This is a genomic window from Micromonospora sp. AKA38 (assembly GCF_027925725.1).
Classification (GTDB): Bacteria; Actinomycetota; Actinomycetes; order Mycobacteriales; family Micromonosporaceae; genus Micromonospora.
On sequence record NZ_BNEI01000002.1, the window covers coordinates 566,908 to 593,119 of the forward strand.

The 26,212-nt window shown below is 75.7% G+C and carries 20 protein-coding genes; 9 read left to right on the plus strand and 11 right to left on the minus strand.

Features of this window, described 5'->3' with window-relative positions; genetic code table 11:
- Positions 1-25: 25 nt before the first annotated feature.
- Positions 26-379, minus strand: coding sequence for a hypothetical protein (locus TPA0908_RS06135; protein WP_281935472.1), 354 nt, complete (start codon positions 377-379; stop codon positions 26-28).
- A 177-nt stretch (positions 380-556) separates the two neighbouring features.
- Here TPA0908_RS06135 and TPA0908_RS06140 point away from each other — a divergent pair, with 177 nt between their 5' ends.
- Positions 557-5,212 (plus strand): Lhr family helicase, encoded by a 4,656-nt coding sequence (locus TPA0908_RS06140; RefSeq protein ID WP_281935474.1) that lies wholly within the window; start codon positions 557-559, stop codon positions 5,210-5,212.
- Positions 5,213-5,480: 268 nt separating this feature from the next.
- Positions 5,481-6,293 carry an SAM hydrolase/SAM-dependent halogenase family protein gene (locus TPA0908_RS06145; protein ID WP_281935476.1) on the plus strand — a complete coding sequence of 271 codons (813 nt, stop codon included), beginning with the start codon at positions 5,481-5,483 and terminating at the stop codon, positions 6,291-6,293.
- A 120-nt stretch (positions 6,294-6,413) separates the two neighbouring features.
- On the opposite strand, the gene TPA0908_RS06150 is transcribed toward TPA0908_RS06145, so the two are convergent.
- Positions 6,414-7,634: a hypothetical protein gene (locus TPA0908_RS06150; protein WP_281935478.1), complete on the minus strand. Its 1,221-nt coding sequence runs from the start codon at positions 7,632-7,634 to the stop codon at positions 6,414-6,416.
- Positions 7,635-7,741: 107 nt separating this feature from the next.
- Here TPA0908_RS06150 and TPA0908_RS06155 point away from each other — a divergent pair, with 107 nt between their 5' ends.
- Together TPA0908_RS06155 and TPA0908_RS06160 are read left to right on the plus strand one after the other, a co-directional pair.
- Positions 7,742-8,533 carry a DNA-formamidopyrimidine glycosylase family protein gene (locus TPA0908_RS06155; RefSeq protein ID WP_281935479.1) on the plus strand — a complete coding sequence of 264 codons (792 nt, stop codon included), beginning with the start codon at positions 7,742-7,744 and terminating at the stop codon, positions 8,531-8,533.
- Positions 8,534-8,612: 79 nt separating this feature from the next.
- On the plus strand, positions 8,613-12,329 hold the full coding sequence (locus tag TPA0908_RS06160; RefSeq protein ID WP_281935480.1) for a fibronectin type III domain-containing protein: 3,717 nt from the start codon (positions 8,613-8,615) through the stop codon (positions 12,327-12,329).
- Positions 12,330-12,427: 98 nt separating this feature from the next.
- On the opposite strand, the gene pspM is transcribed toward TPA0908_RS06160, so the two are convergent.
- From pspM to TPA0908_RS06195, 7 genes are all read right to left on the minus strand, one after another.
- The gene (gene pspM / locus TPA0908_RS06165) at positions 12,428-13,192 is read right to left on the minus strand and encodes a phage shock envelope stress response protein PspM (RefSeq protein WP_281935481.1); all 765 of its coding nucleotides are present in this window, start codon (positions 13,190-13,192) and stop codon (positions 12,428-12,430) included.
- 16 nt (positions 13,193-13,208) lie between these two features.
- The gene (locus tag TPA0908_RS06170) at positions 13,209-14,060 is read right to left on the minus strand and encodes a PspA/IM30 family protein (RefSeq protein ID WP_281935482.1); all 852 of its coding nucleotides are present in this window, start codon (positions 14,058-14,060) and stop codon (positions 13,209-13,211) included.
- Between the two features lie 127 nt (positions 14,061-14,187).
- Positions 14,188-14,628: a helix-turn-helix domain-containing protein gene (locus TPA0908_RS06175; RefSeq protein ID WP_281935483.1), complete on the minus strand. Its 441-nt coding sequence runs from the start codon at positions 14,626-14,628 to the stop codon at positions 14,188-14,190.
- Between the two features lie 205 nt (positions 14,629-14,833).
- The gene (locus TPA0908_RS06180) at positions 14,834-15,382 is read right to left on the minus strand and encodes a CinA family protein (RefSeq protein ID WP_281935485.1); all 549 of its coding nucleotides are present in this window, start codon (positions 15,380-15,382) and stop codon (positions 14,834-14,836) included.
- Between the two features lie 50 nt (positions 15,383-15,432).
- Positions 15,433-16,014: a CDP-diacylglycerol--glycerol-3-phosphate 3-phosphatidyltransferase gene (pgsA, locus tag TPA0908_RS06185; protein WP_281936263.1), complete on the minus strand. Its 582-nt coding sequence runs from the start codon at positions 16,012-16,014 to the stop codon at positions 15,433-15,435.
- A gap of 47 nt (positions 16,015-16,061) precedes the next feature.
- Positions 16,062-17,549: a 30S ribosomal protein S12 methylthiotransferase RimO gene (rimO, locus tag TPA0908_RS06190; RefSeq protein ID WP_281935487.1), complete on the minus strand. Its 1,488-nt coding sequence runs from the start codon at positions 17,547-17,549 to the stop codon at positions 16,062-16,064.
- Positions 17,550-17,612: 63 nt separating this feature from the next.
- The gene (locus TPA0908_RS06195; protein WP_281935489.1) at positions 17,613-18,545 is read right to left on the minus strand and encodes an ornithine cyclodeaminase family protein; all 933 of its coding nucleotides are present in this window, start codon (positions 18,543-18,545) and stop codon (positions 17,613-17,615) included.
- Positions 18,546-18,760: 215 nt separating this feature from the next.
- On the opposite strand from TPA0908_RS06195, the gene TPA0908_RS06200 reads away from it, so the two are divergent.
- Positions 18,761-19,075, plus strand: coding sequence for a DMT family transporter (locus TPA0908_RS06200; protein WP_107156050.1), 315 nt, complete (start codon positions 18,761-18,763; stop codon positions 19,073-19,075).
- Positions 19,076-19,159: 84 nt separating this feature from the next.
- A complete protein-coding gene (locus tag TPA0908_RS06205; protein ID WP_107156049.1) occupies positions 19,160-19,405 on the plus strand; it encodes a hypothetical protein in 246 nt (81 codons plus the stop codon).
- Positions 19,406-19,465: 60 nt separating this feature from the next.
- On the opposite strand, the gene TPA0908_RS06210 is transcribed toward TPA0908_RS06205, so the two are convergent.
- Complete coding sequence (locus TPA0908_RS06210; RefSeq protein ID WP_281935493.1) at positions 19,466-21,925, minus strand: DNA translocase FtsK; 2,460 nt, start codon at positions 21,923-21,925, stop codon at positions 19,466-19,468.
- A gap of 113 nt (positions 21,926-22,038) precedes the next feature.
- On the opposite strand from TPA0908_RS06210, the gene TPA0908_RS06215 reads away from it, so the two are divergent.
- Positions 22,039-22,518 (plus strand): type III secretion system chaperone family protein, encoded by a 480-nt coding sequence (locus TPA0908_RS06215; RefSeq protein ID WP_281935495.1) that lies wholly within the window; start codon positions 22,039-22,041, stop codon positions 22,516-22,518.
- Positions 22,515-24,119, plus strand: a complete 1,605-nt coding sequence (locus TPA0908_RS06220) for a type III secretion system chaperone family protein (protein ID WP_281935497.1) — start codon at positions 22,515-22,517, stop codon at positions 24,117-24,119. Before TPA0908_RS06215 ends, TPA0908_RS06220 begins: the two co-directional genes overlap by 4 nt.
- 127 nt (positions 24,120-24,246) lie before the next feature.
- On the opposite strand, the gene TPA0908_RS06225 is transcribed toward TPA0908_RS06220, so the two are convergent.
- On the minus strand, positions 24,247-25,794 hold the full coding sequence (locus tag TPA0908_RS06225) for a S1 family peptidase (RefSeq protein ID WP_281935499.1): 1,548 nt from the start codon (positions 25,792-25,794) through the stop codon (positions 24,247-24,249).
- Positions 25,795-26,047: 253 nt separating this feature from the next.
- Here TPA0908_RS06225 and TPA0908_RS06230 point away from each other — a divergent pair, with 253 nt between their 5' ends.
- Positions 26,048-26,206, plus strand: coding sequence for a lasso RiPP family leader peptide-containing protein (locus tag TPA0908_RS06230; protein ID WP_281935501.1), 159 nt, complete (start codon positions 26,048-26,050; stop codon positions 26,204-26,206).
- Positions 26,207-26,212: the final 6 nt, after the last annotated feature.

Consider the following 26,212-nt stretch of genomic DNA (forward strand, 5'->3'; position numbering starts at 1 on the left):
GCCGCGCCGTTTTCCCCGAAAACCGTCAGGGGAAGCGGGCCGGGTTTCGGCGGGGGTCGCCGGGCTGGGCCGGGTGGTTGAGCTGGCGGGCCGCCCGGTCCACCACGCGCTGGGCGGCGGCGAGGGAGCGGACCGGAAGCCGGGTGTCGCGGCTCTCCCGGCGCAGCACGAAGTAGTGCACCGCGGCGCGGACCAGCGCGCGGTCGGCGGCGCTGGACCGGGCGGTGGCGACGACCAGCTGACGCAGGCGCTCGGCCAGCTCCTCGGCCAGCTCCAGCTCCGGGCCGTGCAGGCCGGCGCGGAGCGAGGCGAGCCGGCTGTCGACCTTGCGGATGAGCACGTCGGTGCCGGGTCGAGAGCCTCGCTCCTCAACGGTCATCCACGCCTCCACCCACGCCACGTTGCGAGTGAAGTTACTTTATGTTGCATGCCGCAAGCAAGCAGTTAAGTGAGACTTAACGGAACAAATCCCTTATTCGTCGCGTCAATTGTCCGCCCGGTACGGAACCACCCCGGCGACGGGCCGGATGTCGTACCGGCGGGGCAGGATGGTGCCGTGGCGGACGAGGTGACCCCGGCCGACGGGGTGCTGGCGGAGTTCGGCGCGGCGACCCGGGAGTGGTTCACCGCGGCGTTCGCCGCGCCCACGCCGGCCCAGGCGGGCGCCTGGCGCTCGATCGCCGCCGGTCACCACGCGCTCGTGGTCGCCCCGACCGGCTCCGGCAAGACGCTCGCGGCGTTCCTCTGGTCGCTCGACCGGCTGGGCAAGGAGCCACCGCCGGCCGACCCTCGGCGGCGGTGCCGGGTGCTCTACGTCAGCCCCCTCAAGGCGCTCGCCGTCGACGTGGAGCGCAACCTGCGGACCCCGCTCATCGGCATCCGGCAGGCCGCCACCCGGCTCGCGCTCGCCCCGCCCGACATCACCGTCGGCATGCGCACCGGCGACACCCCGGCCGACGAGCGGCGGGCCTTCGCCCGCACCCCGCCGGACGTCCTCATCACCACGCCCGAGTCGCTGTTCCTGCTGCTCACCTCCGCCGCCCGCGACTCGCTGCGCGGGGTGGACACGGTGATCGTCGACGAGGTGCACGCGGTGGCCGGCACCAAGCGCGGCGCCCACCTGGCGCTCTCCCTGGAACGCCTCGACGCGCTGCTGGAGCGGCCCGCCCAACGCATCGGGCTGTCCGCCACGGTGCGCCCGATCGACGTCTGCGCCCGCTTCCTCGGCGGCGTCCGCCCGGTCGACGTGGTGCAGCCGCCGGCCGACAAGACCATCGAGGTCAGCGTCCAGGTTCCGGTGGAGGACATGACCCGCCTCGACGAGCAGGAGCCCCCGGAGGACGAGCTGGGCGGGCTCGGCCCGCGCCGGCCCTCGATCTGGCCGGCCGTCGAGGAGCGGGTGCTCGCGTTGATCCGCGCGCACCGGTCCACGATCGTGTTCACCAATTCGCGGCGGGGGGCGGAGCGACTCTGTGCCCGCCTCAACGAGCTGGCCGCCGAGGAGGCGGAGGCGGCGTCCGCGCCGGAGGGCAGCCGCGTGGCCCGGGGCGGGGAGCCGGTGCGCGTATCCGATCTGCTGCCCGGCGTCGACGGCCCGCCGGCCGGCGACCGGGCCGGGCCGGTGCGCGCGCCCCGGCAGCCGGCCGAGGTGATGGCACAGTCCGGGGCCGCGACCGGGGCGCCGTCGGTGATCGCGCGGGCGCACCACGGCAGCGTCTCCCGGGAGGAGCGCAAGCACATCGAGGAGGCGCTCAAGTCCGGTCAGCTCCCCGCCGTGGTGGCCACCTCCAGTCTGGAGCTGGGCATCGACATGGGCGCGGTGGACCTGGTGGTGCAGATCGAGGCGCCGCCGAGCGTCGCGGCCGGGTTGCAACGGGTGGGCCGGGCCGGGCACCAGGTCGGCGCCGTCTCCCGGGGCGTGGTCTTCCCCAAGCACCGCGGCGACCTGCTCTCCTGCACCGTGGTCGCCGAGCGGATGGGCGAGGGCGCGATCGAGGAGCTGCACTACCCGCGCAACCCGCTCGACGTGCTGGCCCAGCAGATCGTCGCGATGGTGGCGTTGGAGCCGTGGCCGCTCGGCGACCTGGCCGTGCTGGTGCGGCGCGCGGCGCCCTTCGCCGAGCTGCCCGACTCGGCGCTGCACGCGGTGCTCGACATGCTCTCCGGCCGCTACCCGTCCACCGCCTTCGCCGAGCTGCGCCCCCGGCTGGTCTGGGACCGCGCCACCGACGTGCTGACCGGCCGGCCCGGCGCCCAGCGGCTCGCGGTGACCAGCGGCGGCACCATTCCCGACCGGGGGCTGTTCGGCGTCTTCCTGGCCGGGGCCGAGCGGGCGGCGCGGGTCGGCGAGCTGGACGAGGAGATGGTCTACGAGTCGCGCGTCGGCGACGTGTTCCTGCTCGGCTCGTCGTCCTGGCGCATCGAGGAGATCACCCCCGACCGGGTGCTGGTCTCCCCCGCGCCGGGGCAGGCCGCCCGGATGCCGTTCTGGAAGGGCGACCAGCTCGGCCGGCCGGTCGAGCTGGGCCGCGCGATCGGCGCCCGGGTCCGTGCGCTGCTGCGACAGTCCGACGCCGACGCGGTGGCGGCGCTGCGCGCCGGCGGGCTGGACGACTGGGCCGCCGGCAACCTGATGACGTACCTGCGCGAGCAGAAGGCGGCCACCCGGTCGCTGCCCGACGACCGGACGGTGGTGGTCGAGCGCTTCCGCGACGAGCTGGGCGACTGGCGGCTCGCCGTGCACTCGGTGCTCGGCGCCCGGGTCAACGGCCCGTGGGCGCTCGCCATCGGTCGCCGGCTGGCCGAACGCTACGGCGTGGACGCCCAGGTCATGCCCTCCGACGACGGCATCGTGGTGCGACTGCCGGACACCGCCGAGGAGCCGCCCGGCGCGGACGTGGTGGTCTTCGAGCCGGACGAGATCGCCCAGCTCGTCGAGGAGTCGGTCGGCACGTCGGCGCTGTTCGCCGCCCGGTTCCGCGAGTGCGCGGCGCGGTCGTTGCTGCTGCCCCGCCGCGACCCGCGCCGCCGGCAGCCGCTCTGGGCCCAACGCCAGCGCGCCGCGCAACTGCTCGACGTGGCCCGCGAGTACGCCGACTTCCCGGTCACCCTGGAAGCCGCCCGGGAGTGCCTCCAGGACGTCTTCGACCAGCCGGCCCTGGGCGGGCTGATGCGCGACCTGGCCGCCCGTAAGGTGCGCCTGGTCGAGGTGGAGTCCGAACGCCCGTCCCCGTTCGCCAGGTCGCTGCTGTTCGGGTACGTCGGGGCGTTCCTCTACGAGGGCGACGCGCCGCTGGCCGAGCGGCGGGCCGCCGCGCTGGCGCTCGACTCCGGGCTGCTCGGCGAGCTGCTCGGCCGGGTCGACCTGCGGGAGCTGCTCGACCCGGCGGTGCTCGCCGAGACCGAGCGGCAGTTGCGTTGGCGCACCGAGCAGCGGCGGCCCCGCGACGCCGAGGACGTGGTCGAGCTGCTCCGGGTGGTCGGCGACCTGAGCCCGGCCGAGCTGGCCGAACGCGGGGTGCCGGAGGCGTGGCCGGTGGAGCTGGCGGCGGCCCGCCGGGTGCTGCGGGTCCGGGTCGCCGGCGAGGACCGCTGGGTGATCGTCGAGGACGCCGCCCGGCTGCGCGACGCGCTCGGGGTGGCGCTGCCGGTGGGGGTGGCCGAGGCCCACCTCGCGCCGGTGGCCGATCCGCTCGGCGACATGGTCGCCCGGTACGCGCGCACCCACGGCCCGTTCGCGGCGGCCACCTGCGCCGCCCGGTTCGGGCTCGGGGTGTTCGTGGTCGAGCAGGCGCTGCGCCGGCTCTCGGCGACCGGTCGGGTGGTCTCCGGCGAGTTCGCCCCGGACAGCGTCGGCACCCAGTGGTGCGACGCGGAGGTGCTGCGCCTGCTGCGCCGCCGCTCCCTGGCGGCGCTGCGCCGGGAGATCGAGCCGGTGCCGCCCCGGGCGCTGGCCGCGTTCCTGCCCCGCTGGCAGCAGGTCGGCTCGTCGGCCCGGGGCGTCGAGGCGGTCGCCGCCGCCGTGGAGCAGGTGCAGGGCACCACCGTGCCGGCGTCCGCGCTGGAGCGTCTGGTGCTGCCGGCCCGGGTCGCCGACTACTCGCCGGCCCAGCTCGACGAGCTGTGCGCCGGCGGCGAGGTGGTCTGGGCCGGCGCCGGCGCGATCTCCGGCGGCGACGGGTGGGTGACGCTGGCGTACGCCGACGTCGCGCCGTTGCTGCTGCCGCCACCGGACGAGACGTTGACGCTCACCCCGCTGCACGAGGCCGTGCTCGACGCGCTCGGCGACGGGCAGGCGCTGTTCTTCCGTTCGCTCTCCGATCGGGTCGGCACCACCGACGACGCCGCGTTGTCGGCCGTGGTGTGGGACCTGGTCTGGGCCGGCCACCTGACCAACGACACGCTCGCGCCGCTGCGGGCCGCGTTGGGCGCGGGTGGGGCGCACCGGTCCCGGCCGGCGGCGCCGCGCACCCGCTACCGCCGGCCCGGTCGGGTGGCGCTGCCCAGCCGGGGCGGCCCGCCGACCATGGCCGGCCGCTGGTCCCGGCTGCCGGAACGCGACCTGGACCCGACCCGTCGGGCCGCCGCCCTGGCCGACCTGCTGCTGGAACGGCACGGGGTGGTGACCCGGGGCGCGGTGGTGGCGGAGCAGGTGACAGGTGGTTTCGCCGCGGTCTACCCGGTGCTGTCGGCGTTGGAGGAGCGCGGGGCGGCCCGGCGCGGCTACTTCGTCGAGGGCCTGGGCGCGGCCCAGTTCGCGGTGCCCGGCGCGGTCGACCGGATCCGCGCGTTGGCCGACGACAGCCGGGACCGGGGCGGCGGCCCGACCGTGGTGCTGGCCGCCACCGATCCGGCGAACCCGTACGGCGCGGCGCTGTCCTGGCCGGACCGCGTCGTCGACTCGGGCGACGGGTCGGCACCCGCCACCGGCCACCGGGCCGGGCGCAAGGCGGGCGCGCTGGTGGTGCTGGTCGGCGGCGACCTGGTGCTCTATGTGGAGCGGGGCGGGCGGACGATCCTCTCGTTCACCGACGACACCGACGCGCTCGGGGCGGCCGGCAAGGCGCTCGCGGACGCGGTGCACTCCGGCGCGCTCGGCGCGATCTCGGTGGAGCGCGCCGACGGCGAGGCGGTGCACTCCTCACCGCTGCGCGACGCGCTCACCGCGGCCGGGTTCCGGGCCACCCCCCGGGGCCTGCGCCTGCGTGGCTGACCCGCCCCGGTCCGGGCGGCGCCGCACGGCTGACCCCGCCCGGACCGGCCGGCACCGCACGGCTGGCTCAGCCCGGACCGGGCGGCGCCGCAGGGACCGGCCGGCGGCACGGCCGGCTCCCGCACGGACCGGCCAGCTCCCGCACGGACCGGCCAGCTCCCGCACGGACCGGCCAGCTCCCGCACGGACCGGGCGGCTCCCGCACGGCCACGGCGGGAGGGCGGGGCGGCGTCTCGCTAGGGTGGCCGGAGACGACGAGGAGGAGCCGATGGCGAGTCATCCGGACGGGCCACCGGTGACGCGCCGGCCGTGCGTCTCGTTGACCACCGACTACGGGCTGGCGGACGGCTTCGTCGCGGCCTGCCACGGGGTGCTCGCGCGGCTCGCGCCGACCGCCCGGGTGATCGACGTGACGCACCTGGTGCCGCCGGGCGACGTCCGCCGGGGCGCTGCGGTGCTAGCGCAGACGGTGCCGTACCTGCCGGTCGGGGTGCACGTCGGGGTGGTCGATCCGGGGGTCGGGACCGAGCGGCGCGGCATCGCGCTGGCCGCGCCCGGCGGGTTGCTGGTCGGGCCGGACAACGGGCTGCTCCTGCCCGCGGCGGAGGCGCTCGGCGGGGTGACCGCCGCGGTGGAGCTGACCAACCCGGCGTGGCTCGCGCCCACCGTGTCCCGCACCTTCCACGGGCGGGACGTGTTCGCGCCGGTGGCCGCCCGGCTGGCGCTCGGCGCGCCGCCGGCCGGGGCCGGGCCGGCCGTCGACCCGGCCACCCTGGTCCGGCTGCCGGAGCCGGTCGTCCGGGCGGAGGCCGCCGGGTTCGACGCCGAGGTGCTCACCGTCGACCACTTCGGCAACGTCCAACTCGCCGCGCCGGGCCCGCTGCTCGACGGCCTGCCGTCCCGGGTGCTGGTGAACGGGCGCGAGGCCGTGCACGGCCGCACGTTCGGCGACGCCGCTCCCGGCAGCCTGGTCGCCTACGTCGACTCGGCCGGCCTGGTGGCCGTGGCCGTGCACACCGGCCGCGCCGCCGACCTCCTCACCCTCTCCCCCGGCGACATGGTCACCGTCACCACCCCCTGACCCCGCGATCTTGCAGTTCATGCCCCGACAAATGACCCGAAAGCCGCGCCGGACGGGCCGCAAGTGCAAGATCGCCGGGGAGGGAGGCGGGGAGAGACGCGGGGAGGGAGGGAGGGAGGGTCAGCAGCGGGGGACGGGGCCGCCGGAGATTGCGGACAGGTAGGCGTGGCTGACGTAGGTGCCGCCGACCAGGCGGTACCACCGCGTCGTGGTGCGGTAGGTGCCGGCGATGCGCTCGCCGGTCAGGTAGCACTGCACCGGCACCTGCGCGTGGGTGGCGGCGAGGCCCCGGCTCGCGTACGAGGTGCCCGCCCCGGTGCGCAGGGTCAGCGGCCCGGAGCCGACCACCGCCCGCGCCCCGCCCCCGGTCCAGAGCAGTGTCACGTTCACCCACGCGTTGTCGGTGAGCCGCAACCCGTCCCAGAACGTGCCGTCGGCCAGGTCCAGCCCGGCCGGGTTGCGCACGACCCGCCCGAACTGGTCCCGCCCGCCGTGGTAGCCGTCCTCGTAGGCGGCCTGCGCCTCGGGCCGGCCCTGCGGCAGGTCGCGCCAGTTCTCCCGGACGGTCGGCGGGTTCCACCAGTCGTCCCGGGTGTTCCACGGGCCGACGTCCCAGACCGGCGCGTACTCGCACCGGCTGCCGTTTGTGGTGCAGACCTTGACCGTGTAGTCGCCGGTGCCCCGGGGGGAGAGGCCGCGCCGGGTGGGCAGCGCCGCGAAGTGGTCCCGCGCGCCGACGACGTGCCCGTTGGCGGTGACGCCGCCGACCAGGCCGATCCGGGTCGCGTACACCCGGTAGGTGCGCCCGGCGGTGGGCTGGGTCGCGGCGGCGGCGGCCTGGTCGGCGGCGAGCGTCAGGTCGGTCACGGTGGCCTCGGCGGCGGTGCCCGGCGCGGTCAGCACGACGCGCGCCTGGACCCGGGTGACCGGCTGGTCGAAGAGGGCCTCGGTGGCGTCGCGCCACTCGGTCCAGCCGCCGGCCCGCCAGCCGCGTACCTCGGCCGTCGCGGTGCCGCCGTCGCCGGTGCGGGCGGCGAGCCGGGCGCGTACCCGGGTGGCGGGCCGGTCCAGCGCGCGCGGCGCGGCGAGCAGGATGCCCTCGGCGAGCGGGCCGGACGCGGCGGCGGGGCGGGTGCGGGCGGTGGGGCGGGGGTCGGCCAGCCGCAGGCGGCCGGCGCGCCAGGTGACGTTGACGTCGTCGCCACCGGCGACGGCGAGGTCGGCGGACCAGCGTTCGGGGCCGGGGGCGCGGGCCGGCGCGGCGGACGCGGCGGCGGGCAGGCCGGCGATGGCGGTGAGCAGGGCGGTCAGGGCGATGACGGTACGACGGGCTCGGGCCATGGGATTCTCCTCAGAACCCCCTGATCCTGTCCGCTATCAACACAAAAAAGAATATCGGTGCAGATAGCGAAACATGTGAATTCCGTTCGGTAGGCGACAATGACGGGGTGCCCGAAGGTGACACCGTCTGGAACACCGCCCGCGTCCTGCACCGCGCGTTGGCCGGGGCCCGTCTCACCGGGTCGGACTTCCGCGTGCCGCAGCTCGCCACCACCGACCTGACCGGCTGGACCGTGCGCGAGTCGGCCAGCCGCGGCAAGCACCTGCTGCTGCGCCTCGCCGGTCCGGCCGGCGAGGACCGGACGCTGCACTCGCACCTGCGGATGGACGGCGCGTGGCGGGCGTACGCCCCGGGCGAGCGGTGGTCGGCCCGACCGGCGCACCTGATCCGGGTGGTGCTCCGCTCCGCCGGCGCGGTCGCGGTCGGCTACCACCTGCACGAACTGGCGCTGATCCCGACCGCCGAGGAGGAGTCGCTCGTCGGTCACCTCGGTCCGGACCTGCTCGGTCCGGACTGGGACCCGGCCGAGGCGGTCCGCCGGCTGGCCGCGCACCCGGAGCAGAGCATCGGCGAGGCGCTGCTCGACCAGCGCAACCTGGCCGGGGTGGGCAACCTCTACAAGTGCGAGGTGCTGTTCCTGCGCGGGGTGTCGCCGTGGACGCCGGTGCGCGACGTGCCCGACCTGGCCGGCACCGTCGCGCTGGCCCAGCGGCTGCTGGCGGCGAACCGGGGCCGCTGGACGCAGAGCACCACCGGGGTGCTGCGCCGGGGCGGGACCAGTTACGTCTACGGTCGCCGGGCCCAGCCGTGCCGGCGTTGCGGGACGGCGATCCGCAAGGAGGAGCTGGGCGAGCGGGTCACCTACTGGTGCCCGGTCTGCCAGCCGGAGCGGACGTGACATGCAACTTCCACGAACCGCATAAGATCACCCGAGATACGGACGATTGGGTACTTCCCTCCCGCCCGTCCGGCGTCGCATGCTGCGGTGGACCGCACCGATCGTCAGCAGCGCGTACGCCCGCCACGCCGGGGTGACGGCCGGGCGCGCCCCGATCCCGGGGAGAGCCATGGTGCTGTTCCGCAGACTCCGGCCGGACCGGCCGGACCGGGCCGCCACGGTCGCCGAGGAGACCGCGCCCACCGTCCCGACCGCCCGCGCCGCCGACGAGACGCCCGCCGGACCGGCCGAACGCACCGGCCCGGCCCCTCTGGACCCGGGCGGGGTGCCGCGGCTGTTCGGTCCGGTGCCGAACACCGCCGGCAGCCCGCTGCCCACGCTCGACCCGGACGGCCGCCCGGTCCCCGGCACCGGCCTGCGCAAGTTCGTCGACCCGCTGCCGCTGCCGGGCCGGGCGCCCACCGCCGGGCTCGGCGCCCGACTGCCGGTCGCGGTGCCGGACACCATCACCTGGCCGGGCTGCGACTACTACGAGATCGGCCTCCAGGAGTACGCGCAGCGCCTGCACCGGGACCTGCCGGCCACCCGGCTCCGCGGCTACCGCCAGCTCAACCTGGGCACTGACGCGTCCGGCCACAACACGGTGAGCCCGCCCGACCGGCCCTGGCACCTCGGGCCGATGATCGAGGCCCGGCGCGGCCGGCCGGTCCGGATCAAGTTCATCAACCAGCTCCCCACCGGCCGGGCCGGCGAACTGTTCCTACCGGTCGACGAGACGGTCGACGGGGCTGGGACCGGGCCGCTGGACGGTCCCGCGCCGTACCCGCAGAACCGGGCCGTGCCGCACCTGGCCGGCGCGCGGACCGCCTGGATCAGCGCCGGCAACCCGTGGCAGTGGGTGACCCCGGCCGGCGAGATCACCCCGTACCCGGTCGGGGTGGGGGTGACGCCGGTGCCGGACATGCCGGCGCCCGGCGCGGGCGCCACCACGCTCTACTTCCCGAACGACCAGAGCGGCCGGCTGATGTGGCTGCACGACAACACGCTCGGCCTGTCCCGGCTCACCGTCTACGCCGGGCAGCTCGCGCTCTACCTGCTCACCGACCCGGCCGAGGACCGCCTCGTCGCCGACGGCGTGCTCCCCGCCGACCAGCTCCCGCTGGTGATCGAGGACAAGACGTTCGTCCCCGACGACGCGCAGCTCGCCGCGCAGGACCCGACCTGGGACCGGGACCGCTGGGGCGCCAAGGGCAGCCTCTGGCACCCACACGTCTACCAGCCCCGGCAGAACCCGTACCGGATCAGCGGCACGAACCCGACCGGGCGGTGGGACTACGGGCCGTGGGCGCACGACCCGGACGGCGGGACCAGCCCCTGGGTCGCCCCGGTGCCCAACCCGCACCACGACCCGGTCACCGAACCCGACGAGCCACCGCTGGTGCCGGGCGTGCCGCACCCGTCGGCGGTCCCCGCGGCGTACGGGGACACGCCGCTGGTCAACGGCGTCGCGTACCCGTACCTGGAGGTCGAGCCGCGGGCGTACCGGTTCCGGATCCTGAACGCCTGCGCGGACCGGGCGCTCAACCTCCAGCTCTACCGGGCCGCCTCGGACGGGCCGATGTGGACGCCGGACGGCGACGCGGCCGACCCGCGCGCCGGCGAGGTGCCGATGGTCGAGGCGGTACGCGTGCCGGGGCGGGCGGCGTACTGGCCGGTGGACGGGCGCGACGGCGGCGTGCCCGACCCGGCCGCCGCCGGGCCGGAGCTGATCCAGATCGGCAACGAGGGCGGCCTGCTGCCGGCGCCGGTGGTGCTGGCGAACCAGCCGGTCGGCTACCGCTACGACCGGCAGGACCCGACCGTGCTCAACGTGGACGGGCACACGCTGCTGCTCGCGCCCGGCGAACGCGCCGACGTGGTGGTGGACTTCTCCACCGTGCCGCCGGGCCGCACGCTGATCCTCTACAACGACTGCCCGGCCCCGCTGCCCCGCTTCGATCCGCGCTACGACCACCACACCGGCGCCGCCGACCGCACCGGCGCGGGCGGCCTGCCGCCGGCCCACCCCGGCTACGGCCCGAACACGCGCACGCTGCTCCAGATCCGGGTGGTCGGCAGCCCGGCGCCCCGCTACGACATGCGGCGACTGGCCGCCCGGCTGCCCGCCGCGTACGCGCAGAGCCAGCCGCCGCCGATCGTGCCGCAACCGGCGTACGACCCGGCGTTCGGCACCCGCACCGCCGGCCCGACGCTGGTCCCGGCGCGTGCCACCTCGGTCACGTTCACCCCGGCCGGCGGGTCCGGCCCGGTCACGCTGCCGCTGGCGGTGAAGTCGGTCGGGCAGGTGTTCGAGCCCCGGCACGGCCGGGCGGTGGGGCGACTCGGGGTCGGCCACCCGCTCGCCGGCCCGCTCGCGCCGGCCGTGCTGCCGCTCGGCCCGGCCGACCCGGTCACCGAGGAGCTGTTCGTGACCGACCCGACCGTGCCGGTGGGCGCGCCGGCGGACGGCACCCAGCTCTGGCGGATCGTCGGCGACACGGACCGGACCCATCCGGTGCACGTGGAGGGCGTCGACGTGCAGGTGGTCAACCGGGTCGGCTGGGACGGCACGCTCCGCCCACCGGAACAGGGCGAGCTGGGCTGGAAGGACACCGTCCGGGTAAACCCCCGGGAGGACGTGGTGGTGGCGTTGCGCCCGGTCGCGCCCAGCCTGCCGTTCACGGTCGGCGACAGCGTACGGCTGCTCGATCCGAGCCGCCCGGCCGGCGCGCGGCTGGACGCCGGCCCGGTCAGCCCGGTCGACGGCCGGCCCGCGACGGTGGTCAACCAGGTGGTCAACCTGGGCTGGGAGTACCGCTGGCAGACGCGCTCGGCGGGGCTGCGCGACCAGGGCATGAGCCGGCCGCTGGTGCTGCGGGTGTCGCCCCGGGCGCCCACCGGCCTGACCGCCACGCCGGTGCCCGGTTCGGCCACCGCGCTGCCGGCCATCGCGCTGGCCTGGACCGGCAACGGCAGCCGGCCGCCGGCCACCAGCCATCGGCTGCAACGCGCCACCGACAGCGCCTTCACGACCGGCCGCACCGAGATCACCGTGGCCGCCACCGCGACCCGGTACACGGACGCGACGGTCACCCCCGGCGTCACCTACCACTACCGGATCCGCGCCGAGAACGCGGTGAGCTGCTCGGCCTGGTCGAACGACGCGCCGGCGGCGGTGCGGCTGACCGCGCCGTCCCGGCTGACCGCGGCGGTGCCGCCGGCCGCCCCGCTGCGGGTGGCGTTGCGCTGGGCGAACCACTCCTTCGCCACCGGGGTGGACGTGCAGCGGGCCACCAACCCCACGTTCACCAGCGGGCCGGGCACCACGGCGATCACCGTCGGCGAGGCCCACCTGGACCCGGTCGTCGCACCGGACACCACGTACTACTACCGGGTACGCACCACGTACCTCGGCGCGGCGTCCCCCTGGTCGACGGTGGCCACGGTGACCACGCCGCCCCGGCCGGCCGCGCCCACCCGGGTCTCCGCCACCGCCGGCGCGCCGGCCCCGGACACCACCACGGTGACGCTGAGCTGGTCGGCGTCGACGCCGGTCGGGCCGGGCGCCGGCTTCCTCGTCGAACGCGCCACCGACGCCGGCTTCACCCGGGACCCCACCACGTTCCGCGTCACCGGCCGCGGCTTCACCAACACCGCCCTGCCGCCCGGCGTCACCTACTACTACCGGGTCCGCGCGACGAACATCGTCGGCACCTCCCCGTGGACCCCCCCGATCCAGATCACCACCCCCGAGTGACCCGCTCGACACCCCTCCTGTCGATCATGAGGTTGACGGCCGGATCGGAGATCGACATCGCCGCCAACCTCATGATCACCCGGGGGCGGGCGGGGCTGTCAGGGGGTGGTTCTGAGGGGGGTGCGGAGTTCGGCGAGGGCAGAGGCGACGCCGTGCAGCAGGTCGGTGGCCTCGGTGAGGCGTGCGGCGGCCGGGTGGTGGGTGTCGGGGCGGGCGTCCTCGGCGACGTAGCCGGCGGCGGCCACCACCAGCCGCTCGTAGGCGGCCACCCCCTCCTCGAGTTGGGCGACGAGCGTGGCGTGCACCTCGGCGAGCGGCCCCCGCGGGGCCAGTTTCAGCGCGCGCTCCACGCCGGCCACCCGTCCGGCCAGCTCACGCAGGGAATGGTCCGCCTCGGCGGCCTCCCGGACCGCCGGCTCGGCCAGCCCGGTCAACCGGCCGGCCAGCCCGCCGAGGGTGAGCGCGGCGCGGTCCAGGCGGGCCCACGGCTCGGCCGCGGAGGTGCCGCGCAGCGCGAGGCGCGACCGGACGCGGCGTACCTCGGCGAGGACGCCGGGGCCGACGGGCAGCCGCTCGACGGCGGCGACCAGCCGGGCCCGGGAGCGGGCGGCGGCCTCGGCCGGGTCGAGCGCCGGCGGGGCCGGCACGGCGGCGAGCGCCCGGTGGTCGATCCAGCGCCAGGCGGCCACCGCGATCGCGCTGCCCGCGGCACCGGCCCAGGCCGCGTCCGGCAGCCCCAGGCCGGCGTACGGGGTGAGCACCGCGGCGGCACCGCCCAGCCCACCGGCCAGCACGCTCCACCGCCGCGCCGAACGACGCAGCTTGGCCAGCCGCCGGAAGTGTCGCGTCCGCTCGTCCGCCATCGCTCTCCCTCGTCCGTCAGCCGGTGGTGCTCTCCCCGGCGCCGCGGTCCCGGCTCATGCTGGCCCGGATCTCGTCCAGCCGGGCGGCGGCGGCCGGGTCGGTCGGCTGCCCCACGGCGGGCCGCTGCTGCTGGCCGCCGAGCTGCTCGCCGGCCATGCTCGACCGGATCTGTTCCAGTCTGGAGGACCCGGCCGAGTCGAGCGTCGCCTTCTGGATCTCCAGCATCCGGCCCTCGACCGAGTTGCCGGCCAGCTCGGCCCGGCCCATGGCGGTGGCGTAGCGGCGCTCGATGCGGTCCCGCACCTCGTCCAGGGACGGGGTGCTGGCCGGCGCGGTGAGCGACGACATCGACTCCAGCGAGCGGGCCACGCTCTCCTGCATCTTGGCCTGCTCGAGCTGGCTGAGCAGCTTGGTGCGCTCGGCGAGCTTCTGCTGGAGGATCATCGAGTTGTTCTCGACCGCCTTGCGGGCCTGCGCGGCCGCGCCGAGCGCCTGGTCGTGCAGCGTCTTGAGGTCCTCCAGCGCCTGCTCACCGGAGACGAGCTGGGTGGCGAGCAACTGGGCGGACTGCTCGTAGCGGCCGGCCTCGGTCTCGTCGCCCCGGCCCCGGGCCTGGTCGGCCAGCGCGAGCGCCTGCCGCGCGTTGCCCTGGAGCTGCTCCACCTCGGTCATCTGCCGGGAGAGCTTCATCTCCAGCTGGCGCTGGTTGCCGATCACCGCCGCGGCCTGCTGGACCAGCGCCTGGTGCTGCCGCTGCGCCTCCTCGACCGCCTGCTGGATCTGCACCTTCGGATCGGCGTGCTCGTCGATCTTCGCGCCGAAGAGCGCCATCAGGTACTTCCAACCCTTGACGAACGGGTTCGCCATCTCCGCCTCGTCCCCTCAGTAGTGTCGCGCCTACATCGTCCCAGTCGGACACCACTCCGGCACCCGTACGACCCTGATCAACAGTACGACGCACGCGCCACCGGCGACCATCGCGCGGACCGGTCGGTCAGGCGGCGCAGACCACGTCCCGCTCGGCGGGGCGCACGCGGGTGCTGCGCAGCGTCGCCTTGAGCGGCGAATCCTGCCGGACCTGGACGGCCACCGCGCCGTCGGTGGTGACCTGCCGGACACCCCGGTTGGTGGCCTTGCGCACGGCGGACGGGGCCACCGGCGTCGGCTCGTCGGTCACCGGCACCAGCACGCCGGGCATCTGCTCGGCCAACGCGACCGTGTCGCTCACCTCGCGCAGCAGCTCGGACAGGCGGGCGCCGAGCGCGTCGCAGATCGCGGCGAGCAGCTCGCTGGAGGGCTCCTTCTGGCCGCGTTCGATCTCGGAGAGGTAACCGAGGCTGACGTTGGCCGCGGACGAGACCTCGCGGAGGGTGCGGTGCTGCCCCTGCCGGCGCGCCCGCAGTGCGTCACCGATCACCCGGCGTAGCAGGACCATCGCACCTCCCCTGACGGGACACCTGTCCGGCCGGTCCGCGCCGCGCCGGGGACGGCGGGCCGCCCCGGCGCCGGCGTCGCCCGCCGGAGCCTTCCCGCAACCGTACCCGTTGACCGCCACGACGACATCCCACCCCGCCTCTCCAATCCTGTGCGGAACGCCGTGCCGGCGACCCCGCGGCCGGGCGCGTCGGCGGTCGGACGGCTCACCGCCGGCCGACGCCCGCCGGGTCGGCGACCCCGGCGTCGTCGGCGCCCGGGATGCGCTCGGCGAGCAGGCGCAGCGCCTCGATCACCGCGGCCGAGCGGATGTGGTCCCGGCCGCCGTCGAGGTCGAGCCGGCGCACGTCGCTGCCGGTGGGGCCGGCGACCGCCACGTAGACCAGGCCGACCGGCTTGTCGTCCTGCGGCTCCGGCCCGGCCACGCCGGTGGTGGCCAGTCCCCAGTCCGCGCCGCAGCGCCGCCGCCCGCCCTCGGCGAGCGCGACGGCCACGTCCGGGTCGACCGGCCCGCGCGCCGCCAGCAGGTCCTCCGGCACAGCGGCCAGCACCGCCTTCAGTTCGGTGGCGTAGACCACCAGCCCGCCCCGGTAGATCGCGCTGACGCCGGCGATCTCCACGATGGCGGCGGCGAGCAGCCCGCCGGTGAGCGACTCGACCGTGGCCAGCGTCTGGCCGCACTCGTGCAGGCGGTGCACCGCGGAGGCCGCCGGACTGCCGGCGGGCCGCTGGTGTCTCGCGTCGGTGTCTCCCATGACCGCCCCTTCTTCCCGCGCCGCGCCGGCTTACCCGCCGGCTGCCCGGATCAACGCGTGGGACGTCGCAGCCGCAGCGCCTGGGCGACGTAGTCGAAGCCGGTGGCGACCGTGACCGCCACGGCGGCGCCCATGATCCAGGGGCCGACCGGGGCCAGCGCCGCCGGCATCGGCCAGAGGTACCAGGTGATGGCCAGGATCTGCAACGCGGTCTTGATCTTGCCGCCCCGGCTGGCCGCGATCACCCCGTGCCGGATCACCCAGAAGCGCAACGCGGTGATGCCCAGCTCCCGGACCAGGATCACCACGGTCACCCACCAGGGCAGCCGGTCGTAGACGGAGAGCAGCACCAACGCGGCGCCGGTGAGCGCCTTGTCGGCGATCGGGTCGGCGACCTTGCCCAGCGAGGTGACCAGCTCGAACCGCCTGGCGATCCAGCCGTCGACCAGGTCCGTCGCCGAGGCCACCACGAAGATCAGGCAGGCCGCGATCCGCCAGCCGGCGTGACTCATCCCGGACGCGACGACGGTGACCGCGAAGACCGGCACCAGCACCAGCCGCGCCGCGGTCAGCAGGTTGGCCGCGTTGAGCAGCGGCACGGGAGCGGACACCGTCGACTCCGCCCCGGTCATGTCCGGCATCGCCCCACGTGGCTTCCCCGCTCCGTCCGGGCCCGCCGTCACCGTGCCGCGCCGGGCGCCGCCGAGATCATCTCATCCGGTACGGCGATCAGGTCGACCCCCTCGGTCGCGGTCACCCGGGCCCGGACCAGGTCACCCGGGCGCAGCGCGACCAGGTCCACCCCGCCGCCGTCCGGCGCGACGAGCGTGGTCGACCCGTCGACCTCGGGCGCCTGGTGGGCGGCCCGGCCCTCGACCACGCCGTCGGCGACCGAGTCGACAAGCACCTCCACCGTCGAGCCGAGCCGCTCCTCGGCCCGCTGCGAGCACAGTTCGTCGGCGAGCGCGCTGAGCTTGTCGTAGCGCCGCTTGACCGTGGCGGCGGAGACCTTGCCGGGCAGCCCGGCGGCCTCGGTGCCGTCCTCGTCGCTGTAGTCGAACATGCCGATCGCGTCCAGCCGCGCCTCGGTCAGGAACCGGACCAGCTCGGCCACGTCCTGCTTCGTCTCGCCCGGGAAGCCGACGATGAAGTTGCTCCGCGCGCCCGCCTCCGGCGCCAGCGCACGGGCGGAGGCGAGCAGCTCCAGGAACCGGTCGGTGGAGCCGAACCGGCGCATCCGGCGCAGCACCGGCTCGCTGGAGTGCTGGAACGACAGGTCGAAGTACGCGGCCACGCCCGGCGTGGTGGCGATCACCTCGACCAGGCCGGGCCGGGTCTCGGCCGGCTGGAGGTAACTCGCCCGCACCCGCACGATCCCGTCGATGGCGGCGAGCTGCGGCAGCAGCTTCTCCAGCGCCCGCGGGTCGCCCAGGTCCTTGCCGTAGGAGGTGGAGTTCTCGCTGACCAGCACCAGCTCCCGCACGCCGGTCTTGGCCAGCCACTCCGCCTCGGCGAGCAGCTCGTCCGGGGTACGCGAGACGAACGCCCCACGGAACGCCGGAATGGCGCAGAACGCGCACCGCCGGTCGCAGCCACTGGCCAGCTTCAGCGAGGCCACCGGGCCGGTGTCGAGCCGGTGCCGCAGCACCTGCCGCAGGTGCGCCGGGGTGTGCGCGTCGGTCTCCGGCGCGACCCGGGTCGGCGTGCCGTGGCCGGGCAGCGAGACCGCCGCCTCGCGGCGCTTCACCGGCGTCAGCGGCAGCAACTCGCGCCGGTCGCGCGGGGTGTGCGCGGAGATCGCCTCGCCGGCCACCACCGCGTCGAGCCGGGCGGCGATGTCCGGGTAGTCGTCGAAGCTGAGCACCGCCTGCGCCTCGGGGAGACTGTCGGCCAGCTCACGGCCGTACCGCTCGGCCATGCAGCCGGCGGCGACCACCTTGGCGCCGGTGTCGGCGGCGGCCAGCAGCGTCTGGATCGAGTCCTGCTTCGCCTTCTCCACGAAGCCGCAGGTGTTCACCACCACCACGTCGGCGCCCTCGCCGTCGGTGGTCACCTGCCAGCCGTCGGCGTGCAGCCGGGCGGCCAACTCCTCCGAGTCGACCTCGTTGCGCGCGCACCCCAGCGTCAGCAGCGCAACCCGCCGCCCAGACAAAGAATCAGACACCATCCGAGGGTACAGGTGCAAGGAAGGGCCCCTTCTTGACGCCTGCGGTAGAGAAGGGTTCCCGTCTCACCGCGCCGGGCGCGCGGGCGCGAGGGTGCGGGCCAGACGGTCCAGCAGGAAGACCTCGGTGCCGGCCAGGCCGGTGGAGCAGAAGACCGAGATCTGCTCCGCGCGGGTCCGGCCGGGGACCGCGCCGGCCAGCACCGCGCCCAGGTCACCCAGCCGCCCGGCGTACGGCTCGACGGCGGCGAGCATCGGCGGGGCGTACGCGGCGGCCTGCCCCGGCGAGTCGGTGACCAGCAGGTCGGCGGCGTCGAGCAGGTCGGTGCCGAACTCGTGCCGGTCGACCTGCTTGAAGCCGACGGTGTTGACGTGCGTGCCGGGGGCCAGGTCGGCGGCGGCCAGCACCGGGGTGGTGCTTGTGGTGGCGAGCACCACGAGATCGCGGTCACGTACCGCCGCGGCGGCGGAGCCGACGGCCCGGGCCGGCACGCCCAGCTCGGCCCGGACCCGGGCGGCGAACGCCTCCCGCCGGGCGGCCGAGCGGCTGTGCACGGTCACCTCGCGCAGCGGCCGGACCGCCGCGACGGCCCAGACCTGGGTCCACGCCTGGCGTCCGGAACCCACCACGCCGAGCGTGGCGGCGTCCGGTCGGGCCAGCGCGTCCACCGCCACGCCGCCCAGTCCCCCGGTGCGCCGCGAGCCCAGCTCGTCGCCGACCGCGATGGCCCGGACCGCGCCGGTACGCGCGTCGTGCAGCACGACGAGCTGCCCGCTCTCCGGGTGCCCGAACGTGTCGTACGAGCGGAAGCCGTACCACTCGCCGGTCAGGTGGCCGGCGGTGAGGACCATCCGGCCGCCACCGAGCGACGCGGACGCCCGGGGCGGGGCGATCAGCCGCCCGGCGTACGAGGCCAGCAACGCGTCCCGCATGGCGGCGACGGTGAGCGGGGCGTCCACGACCGCCGCCACGTCCTCGTCGGAGAAGAGCACCGTCATGGACCCATCGTGCAACCTGAAGTTGACGTCAACTCCAGTGATGGTGGGCTTCGTCACCACGCCGCCCGACCCGACCCGCCGGTGCTAGCGTCGGCCGTGGCGGTCCCCGGGCCGCCCCGGACGAGTGGTGGGCGTACCCGGTCAGGCACGACGCCCCGCGTGAACCGACCGCCGCCCGGCCGACCGCCGGGCCCGCCCGTCAGAGGTGATCCGTCATGGCCTGGATCGTGCTGGTGCTCTCCGGACTGCTGGAGACCGCGTGGGCGATCGCCCTGGACCGCAGCGCCGGCTTCACCCGCCCCGTCCCCTCCGCCGTCTTCGCCGTCACGCTCGTCGGCAGCATGGCCGGCCTGGCGTACGCGCTGCGCGACATCCCGGTCGGCACCGGCTACGCGGTGTGGGTCGGCATCGGTGCGGTGGGCACCGCGCTGGTCGGCATGGTCGCGCTCGGCGAGCCGGCCAACCTGCCCCGGATCGCCTGCCTGCTGCTGGTGGTCGCGGGCGTGGTCGGCCTCAAGGTGTTCCACTGACCGATGCGTCATCCGGTTTGGACAGCCGCCGCGCCGGGGTAGGTGATCCCCAGCTCATCGAGAAGATCACTCACGGAGGACCCCATGGCCGACGTCCACGCCACCGCCCGTCCGCGCAGCAACGCCGCCCGGATCTGCACCATCATCGCGTTCGTCTTCGCGGCGCTCGCGCTCTTCCTGTCCCCGCTGATCTTCGGGGTCCTCGGCGTCATCCTCGGCATCGTGGGCGCCGTGCTCGGCGACAAGCCCCTCGGCTGGTACGCCGCCGCCGCGAGCGTCGCCGGCGCCGTCCTCGGCTTCATCATCGCCGCCGCGCTCCTGAACGCCTGATCGCACCACCCGCACGACGAGGGCCCGCCGTTCTCCGGCGGGCCCTCGTCGTGACCGGGTCTACTCCTCGCCGCCCCGCAGGCCGACCAGGACCTCCTCCAGCTCGTCCGGCTTGACCAGCACGTCGCGCGCCTTGGAGCCCTCGGACGGGCCGACCACGCCCCGGGTCTCCATCAGGTCCATCAGCCGGCCCGCCTTGGCGAAGCCGACCCGCAGCTTGCGCTGGAGCATCGAGGTCGAGCCGAACTGCGAGGTGACCACCAGCTCCACGGCCTGCACCAGCAGGTCCAGGTCGTCGCCGATGTCCTCGTCGATCTTCTTCTTGCTGTCCTGCGCCGGGGCGAGCACGTCCTTGCGGAACTCCGGCTCGCGCTGGTCCTTGCAGAACTTGACCACGTCGGCGATCTCGCGCTCGGTCACCCAGGCGCCCTGGATGCGCACCGGCTTCGACGCGCCCATCGGCAGGAACAGGCCGTCACCGCGGCCGAGCAGCTTCTCCGCGCCGGGCTGGTCGAGGATGACCCGGGAGTCGGCGAGCGACGAGGTGGCGAACGCCAACCGGGACGGCACGTTCGCCTTGATCAGACCGGTGACCACGTCCACCGAGGGGCGCTGGGTGGCCAGCACCAGGTGGATGCCGGCGGCGCGGGCGAGCTGGGTGATCCGGACGACCGAGTCCTCCACGTCGCGCGGCGCGACCATCATCAGGTCGGCCAGCTCGTCCACGATCACCAGCAGGTACGGGTAGGGGCGCATCTCCCGCTCGCTGCCGGGCGGGGCCTTGATCTCGCCGTTGCGCACCTTGCGGTTGAAGTCGTCGATGTGCCGGACCCCGTTGGCGGCGAGGTCGTCGTAGCGCATGTCCATCTCGCGGACGACCCACTCCAGCGAGTCGGCCGCCTTCTTCGGGTTGGTGACGATCGGCGTGACCAGGTGCGGGATGCCCTCGTAGCCGGTCATCTCGACGCGCTTCGGGTCGATCAGCAGCAGCCGCACCTCGTCCGGCGTGGCCCGGGTCAGAATGGACACCAGCAGCGAGTTCAGGCAGGACGACTTGCCGGCGCCGGTGGCGCCCGCGATCAGGATGTGCGGCATCTTCGCCAGGTTGGCCACCACGTAGCCGCCCTCGATGTCCTTGCCGAGCGCCACCACCATCGGGTGGTGGTCGCTTGTCGCGTTGCGCGACCGCAGCACGTCGCCGAGCGACACGTTCTCCGGGTCGGTGTTCGGGATCTCCACGCCGACCGCGCTCTTGCCCGGGATCGGGCTGAGGATCCGCACGTCCGGCGACTTCACCGCGTACGCGATGTTGCGGGAGAGCTGGGTGATCCGCTCGACCTTGACGCCCGGCCCCAGCTCGACCTCGTAGCGGGTCACGGTCGGGCCCCGGGTGAAGCCGGTGACCTCGGCGTCCACCCCGAACTGGTCGAACACGCCGGTCAGCGCCGCGATCACCTCGTCGTTGGCCTTGCTCCGGGTCTTCGGCGCGGCGCCGGCGCCGAGCATGTTGGCCGGCGGCAGCGTGTAGTCGCCGGCCAGCCCGGTGAGCGCGAGCTGCTCGGCGCGGGTGGGCAGCGGCGAGTGCTCCGGCGGCTCGGCCGGCTTGCGGTTCGCCGGCACCTTGGGCATCTTGCGCGGCAGCACGATGGTTTCCTGGAGGTCCACGCCGGCCAGCTCGTCGTCCGGGTCCGGTGGGTCCAGCGGCGGCGGGAGCCGCTTCGCCGGCCGCTTGCGCGCCGGCTTCGGCGGCGCGGCGACCTCGACCGGTTCCTCCACCTCGACGTCGTCGGACGGGATCAGGCCGGCGCGCAGCCCGAGTCGCTCCGGAATCCGGTTGATCGGCGTCGCGGTCACCACCAGCAGGCCGAACACCAGCAGCAGGAACAGCAACGGCATGGCCACCCAGGCGGTCACCGCCGACTTCAGCAGGTCACCCAGGCCGGCGCCGATCAGGCCGCCGGCGTAGTCGCGCTGCACCTCGTCGACCGGGTTCTGCCCGATGTGCAGCATCGCGGCGGTGGCCAGCAGCATCGAACCCCAGCCGACCAGGCCGCGACCGCGATGCTCCGGGTCCACCGGCGTACGCATCAACCGCCACGCGCCGATCATCAACAGCACCGGCAGCACGATGGAGATCGCGCCGAAGAAGAGGCGCACCGTGTCGGCCAGATGCCGGCCGACCGGACCCGCGCCGCCGCCCCAGATGCCCACCGCGGCGAGGATGGCCAGCCCGAACAGGAGCAGGCCGGCCCCGTCGCGGCGGTGCTCCGGGTCCAGCTCCCGGGTGGACGCGGCCTGCCGGCCGGCGGCCCGGAACGCCCAGCCGACCGAGTGCGCCAACCCCATCCACAGTGCGTTGACCGCGCCGCCGACGAACGCGGCCGGGCTCGGCCCGCGGGTCGGCCGCCGCCGGACCGGCTTGCGCGCCGCCTTCTTCGCCGGTTGACGGGCACGGTTGTTCGTGGTTCCGCGCGGCGACGCGCCGCGCCGCCGGCTCGCCTGAGAGGTACGGCCCGCCATAGAGTCACGGTAACGGCGGTAACCGGCGGAACGCCGCTTTTCCGGGTCGGGTGCGCGTGTCGCAGCGCGGGCCGGGCCGTCGTTTGTGTTATTCGCCTCAGAAGGGATGCCCGATGGCGTCGCCGGAGATCGAGGACGGTCCGGACGGTCCCCTGACCGGACACCCGCAGGCACTGCGGCCACTGACCGGCGAGCTGATCGCCGCCGTGCTGGCCCACCGGGGGTACGCGGTGGCCGAGGAATCCGACGGCGCGCTCGTCGGCCGCTGGGAACGCAGCCTGATCTGGTTCCACCGCCGGGGCGCGGCCGGCGAGCTGCTCCAGGTGCGCACCGTCGCCGCACACCGGTTCGGCATCGAACAGGTCCCCGGGCTGCACGCGTTCTGCAACACGTGGAACCACGACCGGCTCTGGCCCAAGGCGTACGTGCACGTCGACGACGACGGCGTCGCCCAGGTCTGCGGCGAGGTCACCACCGACCTGGAGCGCGGCGTCACCCCGCACCAGCTCGACCGGCTGATCGACTGCGGCGTCACCACCGGCTGCCAACTCGCCGCCGCCGTCGCCGACCTGCCCGGCGGGACGCTCCGGTGACCACGGCCCGCGACCGGGCGCTGGCCGCCGCGCTCGCCGACGCCCGGGACCGGCCGGACGACGAGGAACGCTGCGCCGAGCTGGGCCGGATCGCGGCCCGCGCCGACGCCGCCGACGACCCGCGTACCGCCCTGTCGGCGCGGTTCGCGCTGGTCGAGGCGTACCTGCACCGGGGCGAGCGGTGGCGGACCGTGGAGCCGGTACGCCGCCTGCGGGCCACGCTGGCCCGGCATCCGGGGCTGCTCGACGCCCACCCCGACGAGCTGGTCCGGCTGCGCCGGCACCAGCGGCAGGCGGTGGAGGCGGCGCTCGGCACCCCCCGGGTCGGGCTGGACCAGATCCGGTCGCTCACCGACGAACTCGCCGACGAGCTGGGCCCGGACGCCACGCCGGTCGCCGAGCTGCGCTGCCGGATCGCCGACCACCTCGGCGACGAGCCGGCCGCCCGGCGCGCGTACCAGCGGTGGACGGCCGGGGACGCGGCCGACCCGGTGGGCGGCTGCCCGGGTTGCGCCCCGGCCCGGCGGGCCGAGCTGCTGACCGGCTGGGGTGAGCCGGAGGCGGCCCTGGCGGCACTGGGCCGGCACGGCCCGCACGACGGCGAACGCGACGCGGCGGACGGCGCGCCGGACTGCACCGACCAGCCCGAACGGTCACTCACGGCGGGGCTGCTGCCGTGGCTGCGTACCGGCGCGGTGGAGCGGGCGGCGCGGGCGCACGTCCGCGCGTACCGCCGGCACCGTCGGGAGCGGGCCGCGTTCCCGCTGCTCGCCACGCACCTGCGGTTCTGCGCGCTCGGCGGGTACCCGCACCGCGGCCTGGAGCTGCTGACCGAGCAGTTGCCCCGGCTGGACCGGCCGGCCGACGACCTGTCCGCGATGGAGTTCGCCGCGGCCGGCGCACTGCTCTGCGGGCTGGCCGCGGAGGCCGGTCTCGGCGGGCGGCGGATCCACCGTCCCGGGCACGGCTCCCGGCCGGCGGCCGAGGTGGACGTGGCCACGCTCGGCGCACAGCTCCAGGCGCTGGCCACCGCGCTGGCCGGCAGCTTCGACGCCCGCAACGGCACCGGGCACCAGTCCGGCCGGATCGCCTCCTGGCTGGCCGAACGGCCGCTCGCCGGGCCGGTGTCGCTGGCGGCCGAGAGCGAGTTCGACGAGGAGCCGGAGGCCGACCCGGCCGACCCGGGCCCGCCCGGCCCGGAGGAGCCGGCCCCGCTGGACGCCGCGCTGCTCGCCGCCGCGCTGGCGGCGCGCCGCGAGGCGGTCACGGCGGAGCCGGACGGCACGCTCGTCGGCCGGTGGGGCGAGGCCACGATCCAGTTCCGCGTGCTCGGCGAGGTGCTGCACGCCCGGGTGGTGGCGGCACGCACGCTGCCGGCCGACCGACGCGCCGAGGCGTACGCGTTCTGCAACGCCTGGAACCACGACCGCCTGCTGCCCGCCGCCTACGTGCACGAGCCCGGCGACGGGACGCTGGTGTTGGCCGCCGGTGTCACCACGGACCTGTCCTGCGGCGTCGCGCCGACCCAACTGGCCGTGCTGGTGGCCGCCGCCGTCCGCACCGGCACCGCGTACGCCGACGCGGTCGCCGCCCTGGGCTGAGCCGCACGCGGCCCGCGCGGCGTCGGGCGGTGGGGATGCCCGGAGGAACCGTGCCGCCGACGCGGCGCGGCCCCCGACCACCGGGCGGTGGGGATCGGGGGCCGCGGTCTCGGGGGGGGGCGGCGGGTCAGCGGGCGGAGAACGCCACCGTGTAGTCGCCGGCGCCGGACAGCCCGACCACGCGGTAGCGGTAGGCGCCGGCCGGGGTGTCGGCGGTCAGCGTGGCCGCGCCGTCGGCGGTGGCCGCGCGGGCGACGGTGCGGAACGCGCCGCCGGTGAAGCGTTGCAGCTCCAGCACCACCCGGGCGCCGTCCGGCGCGACGACGCAGGCCTCCTGCGCGCCGCCGGCCACCCGGAAGAAGCGGCCGTCCGGCTGCACCTGTGCGCGCCCGGCGGCGATCCGGCCGGTGCGGCTCACCTGGCCGGTGCACTCGGTGCCGCCGGCCGGCGGCTCGGCGGGCGGCGTCGCGGCCGGCGGGGCGGTCTGGTCGCCACCGGCCGGCGGCTGCGCGGGCGCCGGCTGGCCGCCGGCGGTGACCAGCGTCAGGTTGTTGCGCTGGAGGATCTCGTTGACCGGCTGGAAGAACGTCACGCCGCCCCGGGTGCAGTCGCCGGAACCACCGGAGGTGACACCCTGCGCCTGGTCACCGGAGAGCCACGCGCCGCCGGAGTCGCCCGGCTCGGCGCAGACGTCGGTCCGGGTCAGTCCGGTGACCGTCCCCTCCGGATAGTTGACGGTGGCGTTCTTGGCCTGCACCACGCCGCAGCGGGTGCCGGTGGTGGAGCCGGACCGGCAGATCGACGCGCCGACCGGGGCCTCGGTGGAGCCGTTCACCGGCACCGTGCCGCCGTTGAAGTCGTTCACCACGCCCTGCGGCGTCCAGTCGCCGTTGGTCTCGACCACGGCCCAGTCGTCGCCGGGGAACGACGAGGCCGCGAACGTGCCCTGGGCGACCCGGTTGCTGCCGGTGGTGCGGTCCCCCGGCCGGCCGCAGTGCCCGGCGGTGACGAAGCCGCCGACCACGGAGAAGCCGACCGAGCAGCGGCCGGCGTTGTTGATGAAGAACGCGTCGCCGCCCCGCACGTCGAACAGCGGGCGCGGGGCCTCGTCGGCGGTCCGCACCCGGACCGGGCCGGTTGTCCCGCCGGCGGCGGCGAACCGGCGGCCGGCGGCCTCCGCGCCGGGCCGGGCGACCACCACCACGGAGTTGCTGGCCACGTCGACGTACCAGCCGGCGATGTCCGGACTGGCGTCCGCGCCGGCCGCGTCCAGCCGGGTCTTCACCGCGTCCAACTCGGCGACGCCCCGCTGCACCCGCTTCGGCACCGCGCCGGCCGCGGTGACCCGCGCCGCCCCGGCCGCATCGGTCACCGCCACGTGGAGCGTGACGCCGTCGTCGCCGAGCCAGCTCCCGCCGTAGCCGGCGCCTAGTTCGGTGCGCAATCTGCTGACCGTGCCGGCCGCCCAGCGTTCGGTCGTCAGCCGGCGGACCGCCTGGTCGCGGGTGAGCGAGAGGTCACGGCCCAGCGCGTCCAGGACCTCCGGGGCGATGCCGTCGGCGGCCGGGGCCGCCCGCCGGGGTTCCTCACCGGCGAACGACGGCAGCGTCACCGCCGCCGTCAGGCCGGCCGCCGCCACCAGTACGCCGATGGCTGTCATCCGTCTGCGGTCCATCCGCCACGCTCCTCCCGGCCGGCGCGGGGGCACGCCGACCGACCGGGGGTACGGAGCCGGACGCCGAACGGTTGAGCGTGGCGCCACCCTTTCGACGCCGCGTGGTCGGACGCGTGCGCAAAGCGACGACACCGGCCGGATCACGCCTTCGGGTGGATGTTCGGTGCGCACCGTATCCCCTCCGCCCCGCCTTCGATAGACAGTGCGGACAGAACTGCATGGTCCATCAGAAATCGCACGGAGGACGTGAGACATGACGACACCCCAGACAACCCCGACCGACGCGCAGCCCACGGTCGCCGAGGGATACCGGCCGCCGCGGCTGACCCGGCTCGGCACCCTGGCCGAACTGACCAAGGGCGGGGAGCTTCCCGTCGGTGACGGGCAGGGCGGCAGCGGCGCGTCCCTCTGAGGACCA

Excerpts from the sequence above, each read along its gene's own strand:
- TPA0908_RS06135 (WP_281935472.1), bottom strand. The coding sequence starts at position 379 with ATGACCGTTGAGGAGCGAGGCTCTCGACCCGGCACCGACGTGCTCATC.
- TPA0908_RS06145 (WP_281935476.1), top strand. The coding sequence starts at position 5,481 with ATGGCGAGTCATCCGGACGGGCCACCGGTGACGCGCCGGCCGTGCGTC.
- TPA0908_RS06150 (WP_281935478.1), bottom strand. The coding sequence starts at position 7,634 with ATGGCCCGAGCCCGTCGTACCGTCATCGCCCTGACCGCCCTGCTCACC.
- TPA0908_RS06160 (WP_281935480.1), top strand. The coding sequence starts at position 8,613 with ATGCTGCGGTGGACCGCACCGATCGTCAGCAGCGCGTACGCCCGCCAC.
- pspM (WP_281935481.1), bottom strand. The coding sequence starts at position 13,192 with ATGGCGGACGAGCGGACGCGACACTTCCGGCGGCTGGCCAAGCTGCGT.
- TPA0908_RS06170 (WP_281935482.1), bottom strand. The coding sequence starts at position 14,060 with ATGGCGAACCCGTTCGTCAAGGGTTGGAAGTACCTGATGGCGCTCTTC.
- TPA0908_RS06175 (WP_281935483.1), bottom strand. The coding sequence starts at position 14,628 with ATGGTCCTGCTACGCCGGGTGATCGGTGACGCACTGCGGGCGCGCCGG.
- TPA0908_RS06180 (WP_281935485.1), bottom strand. The coding sequence starts at position 15,382 with ATGGGAGACACCGACGCGAGACACCAGCGGCCCGCCGGCAGTCCGGCG.
- pgsA (WP_281936263.1), bottom strand. The coding sequence starts at position 16,014 with ATGACCGGGGCGGAGTCGACGGTGTCCGCTCCCGTGCCGCTGCTCAAC.
- rimO (WP_281935487.1), bottom strand. The coding sequence starts at position 17,549 with ATGGTGTCTGATTCTTTGTCTGGGCGGCGGGTTGCGCTGCTGACGCTG.
- TPA0908_RS06195 (WP_281935489.1), bottom strand. The coding sequence starts at position 18,545 with ATGACGGTGCTCTTCTCCGACGAGGACGTGGCGGCGGTCGTGGACGCC.
- TPA0908_RS06200 (WP_107156050.1), top strand. The coding sequence starts at position 18,761 with ATGGCCTGGATCGTGCTGGTGCTCTCCGGACTGCTGGAGACCGCGTGG.
- TPA0908_RS06205 (WP_107156049.1), top strand. The coding sequence starts at position 19,160 with ATGGCCGACGTCCACGCCACCGCCCGTCCGCGCAGCAACGCCGCCCGG.
- TPA0908_RS06210 (WP_281935493.1), bottom strand. The coding sequence starts at position 21,925 with ATGGCGGGCCGTACCTCTCAGGCGAGCCGGCGGCGCGGCGCGTCGCCG.
- TPA0908_RS06215 (WP_281935495.1), top strand. The coding sequence starts at position 22,039 with ATGGCGTCGCCGGAGATCGAGGACGGTCCGGACGGTCCCCTGACCGGA.
- TPA0908_RS06225 (WP_281935499.1), bottom strand. The coding sequence starts at position 25,794 with ATGGACCGCAGACGGATGACAGCCATCGGCGTACTGGTGGCGGCGGCC.
- TPA0908_RS06230 (WP_281935501.1), top strand. The coding sequence starts at position 26,048 with ATGACGACACCCCAGACAACCCCGACCGACGCGCAGCCCACGGTCGCC.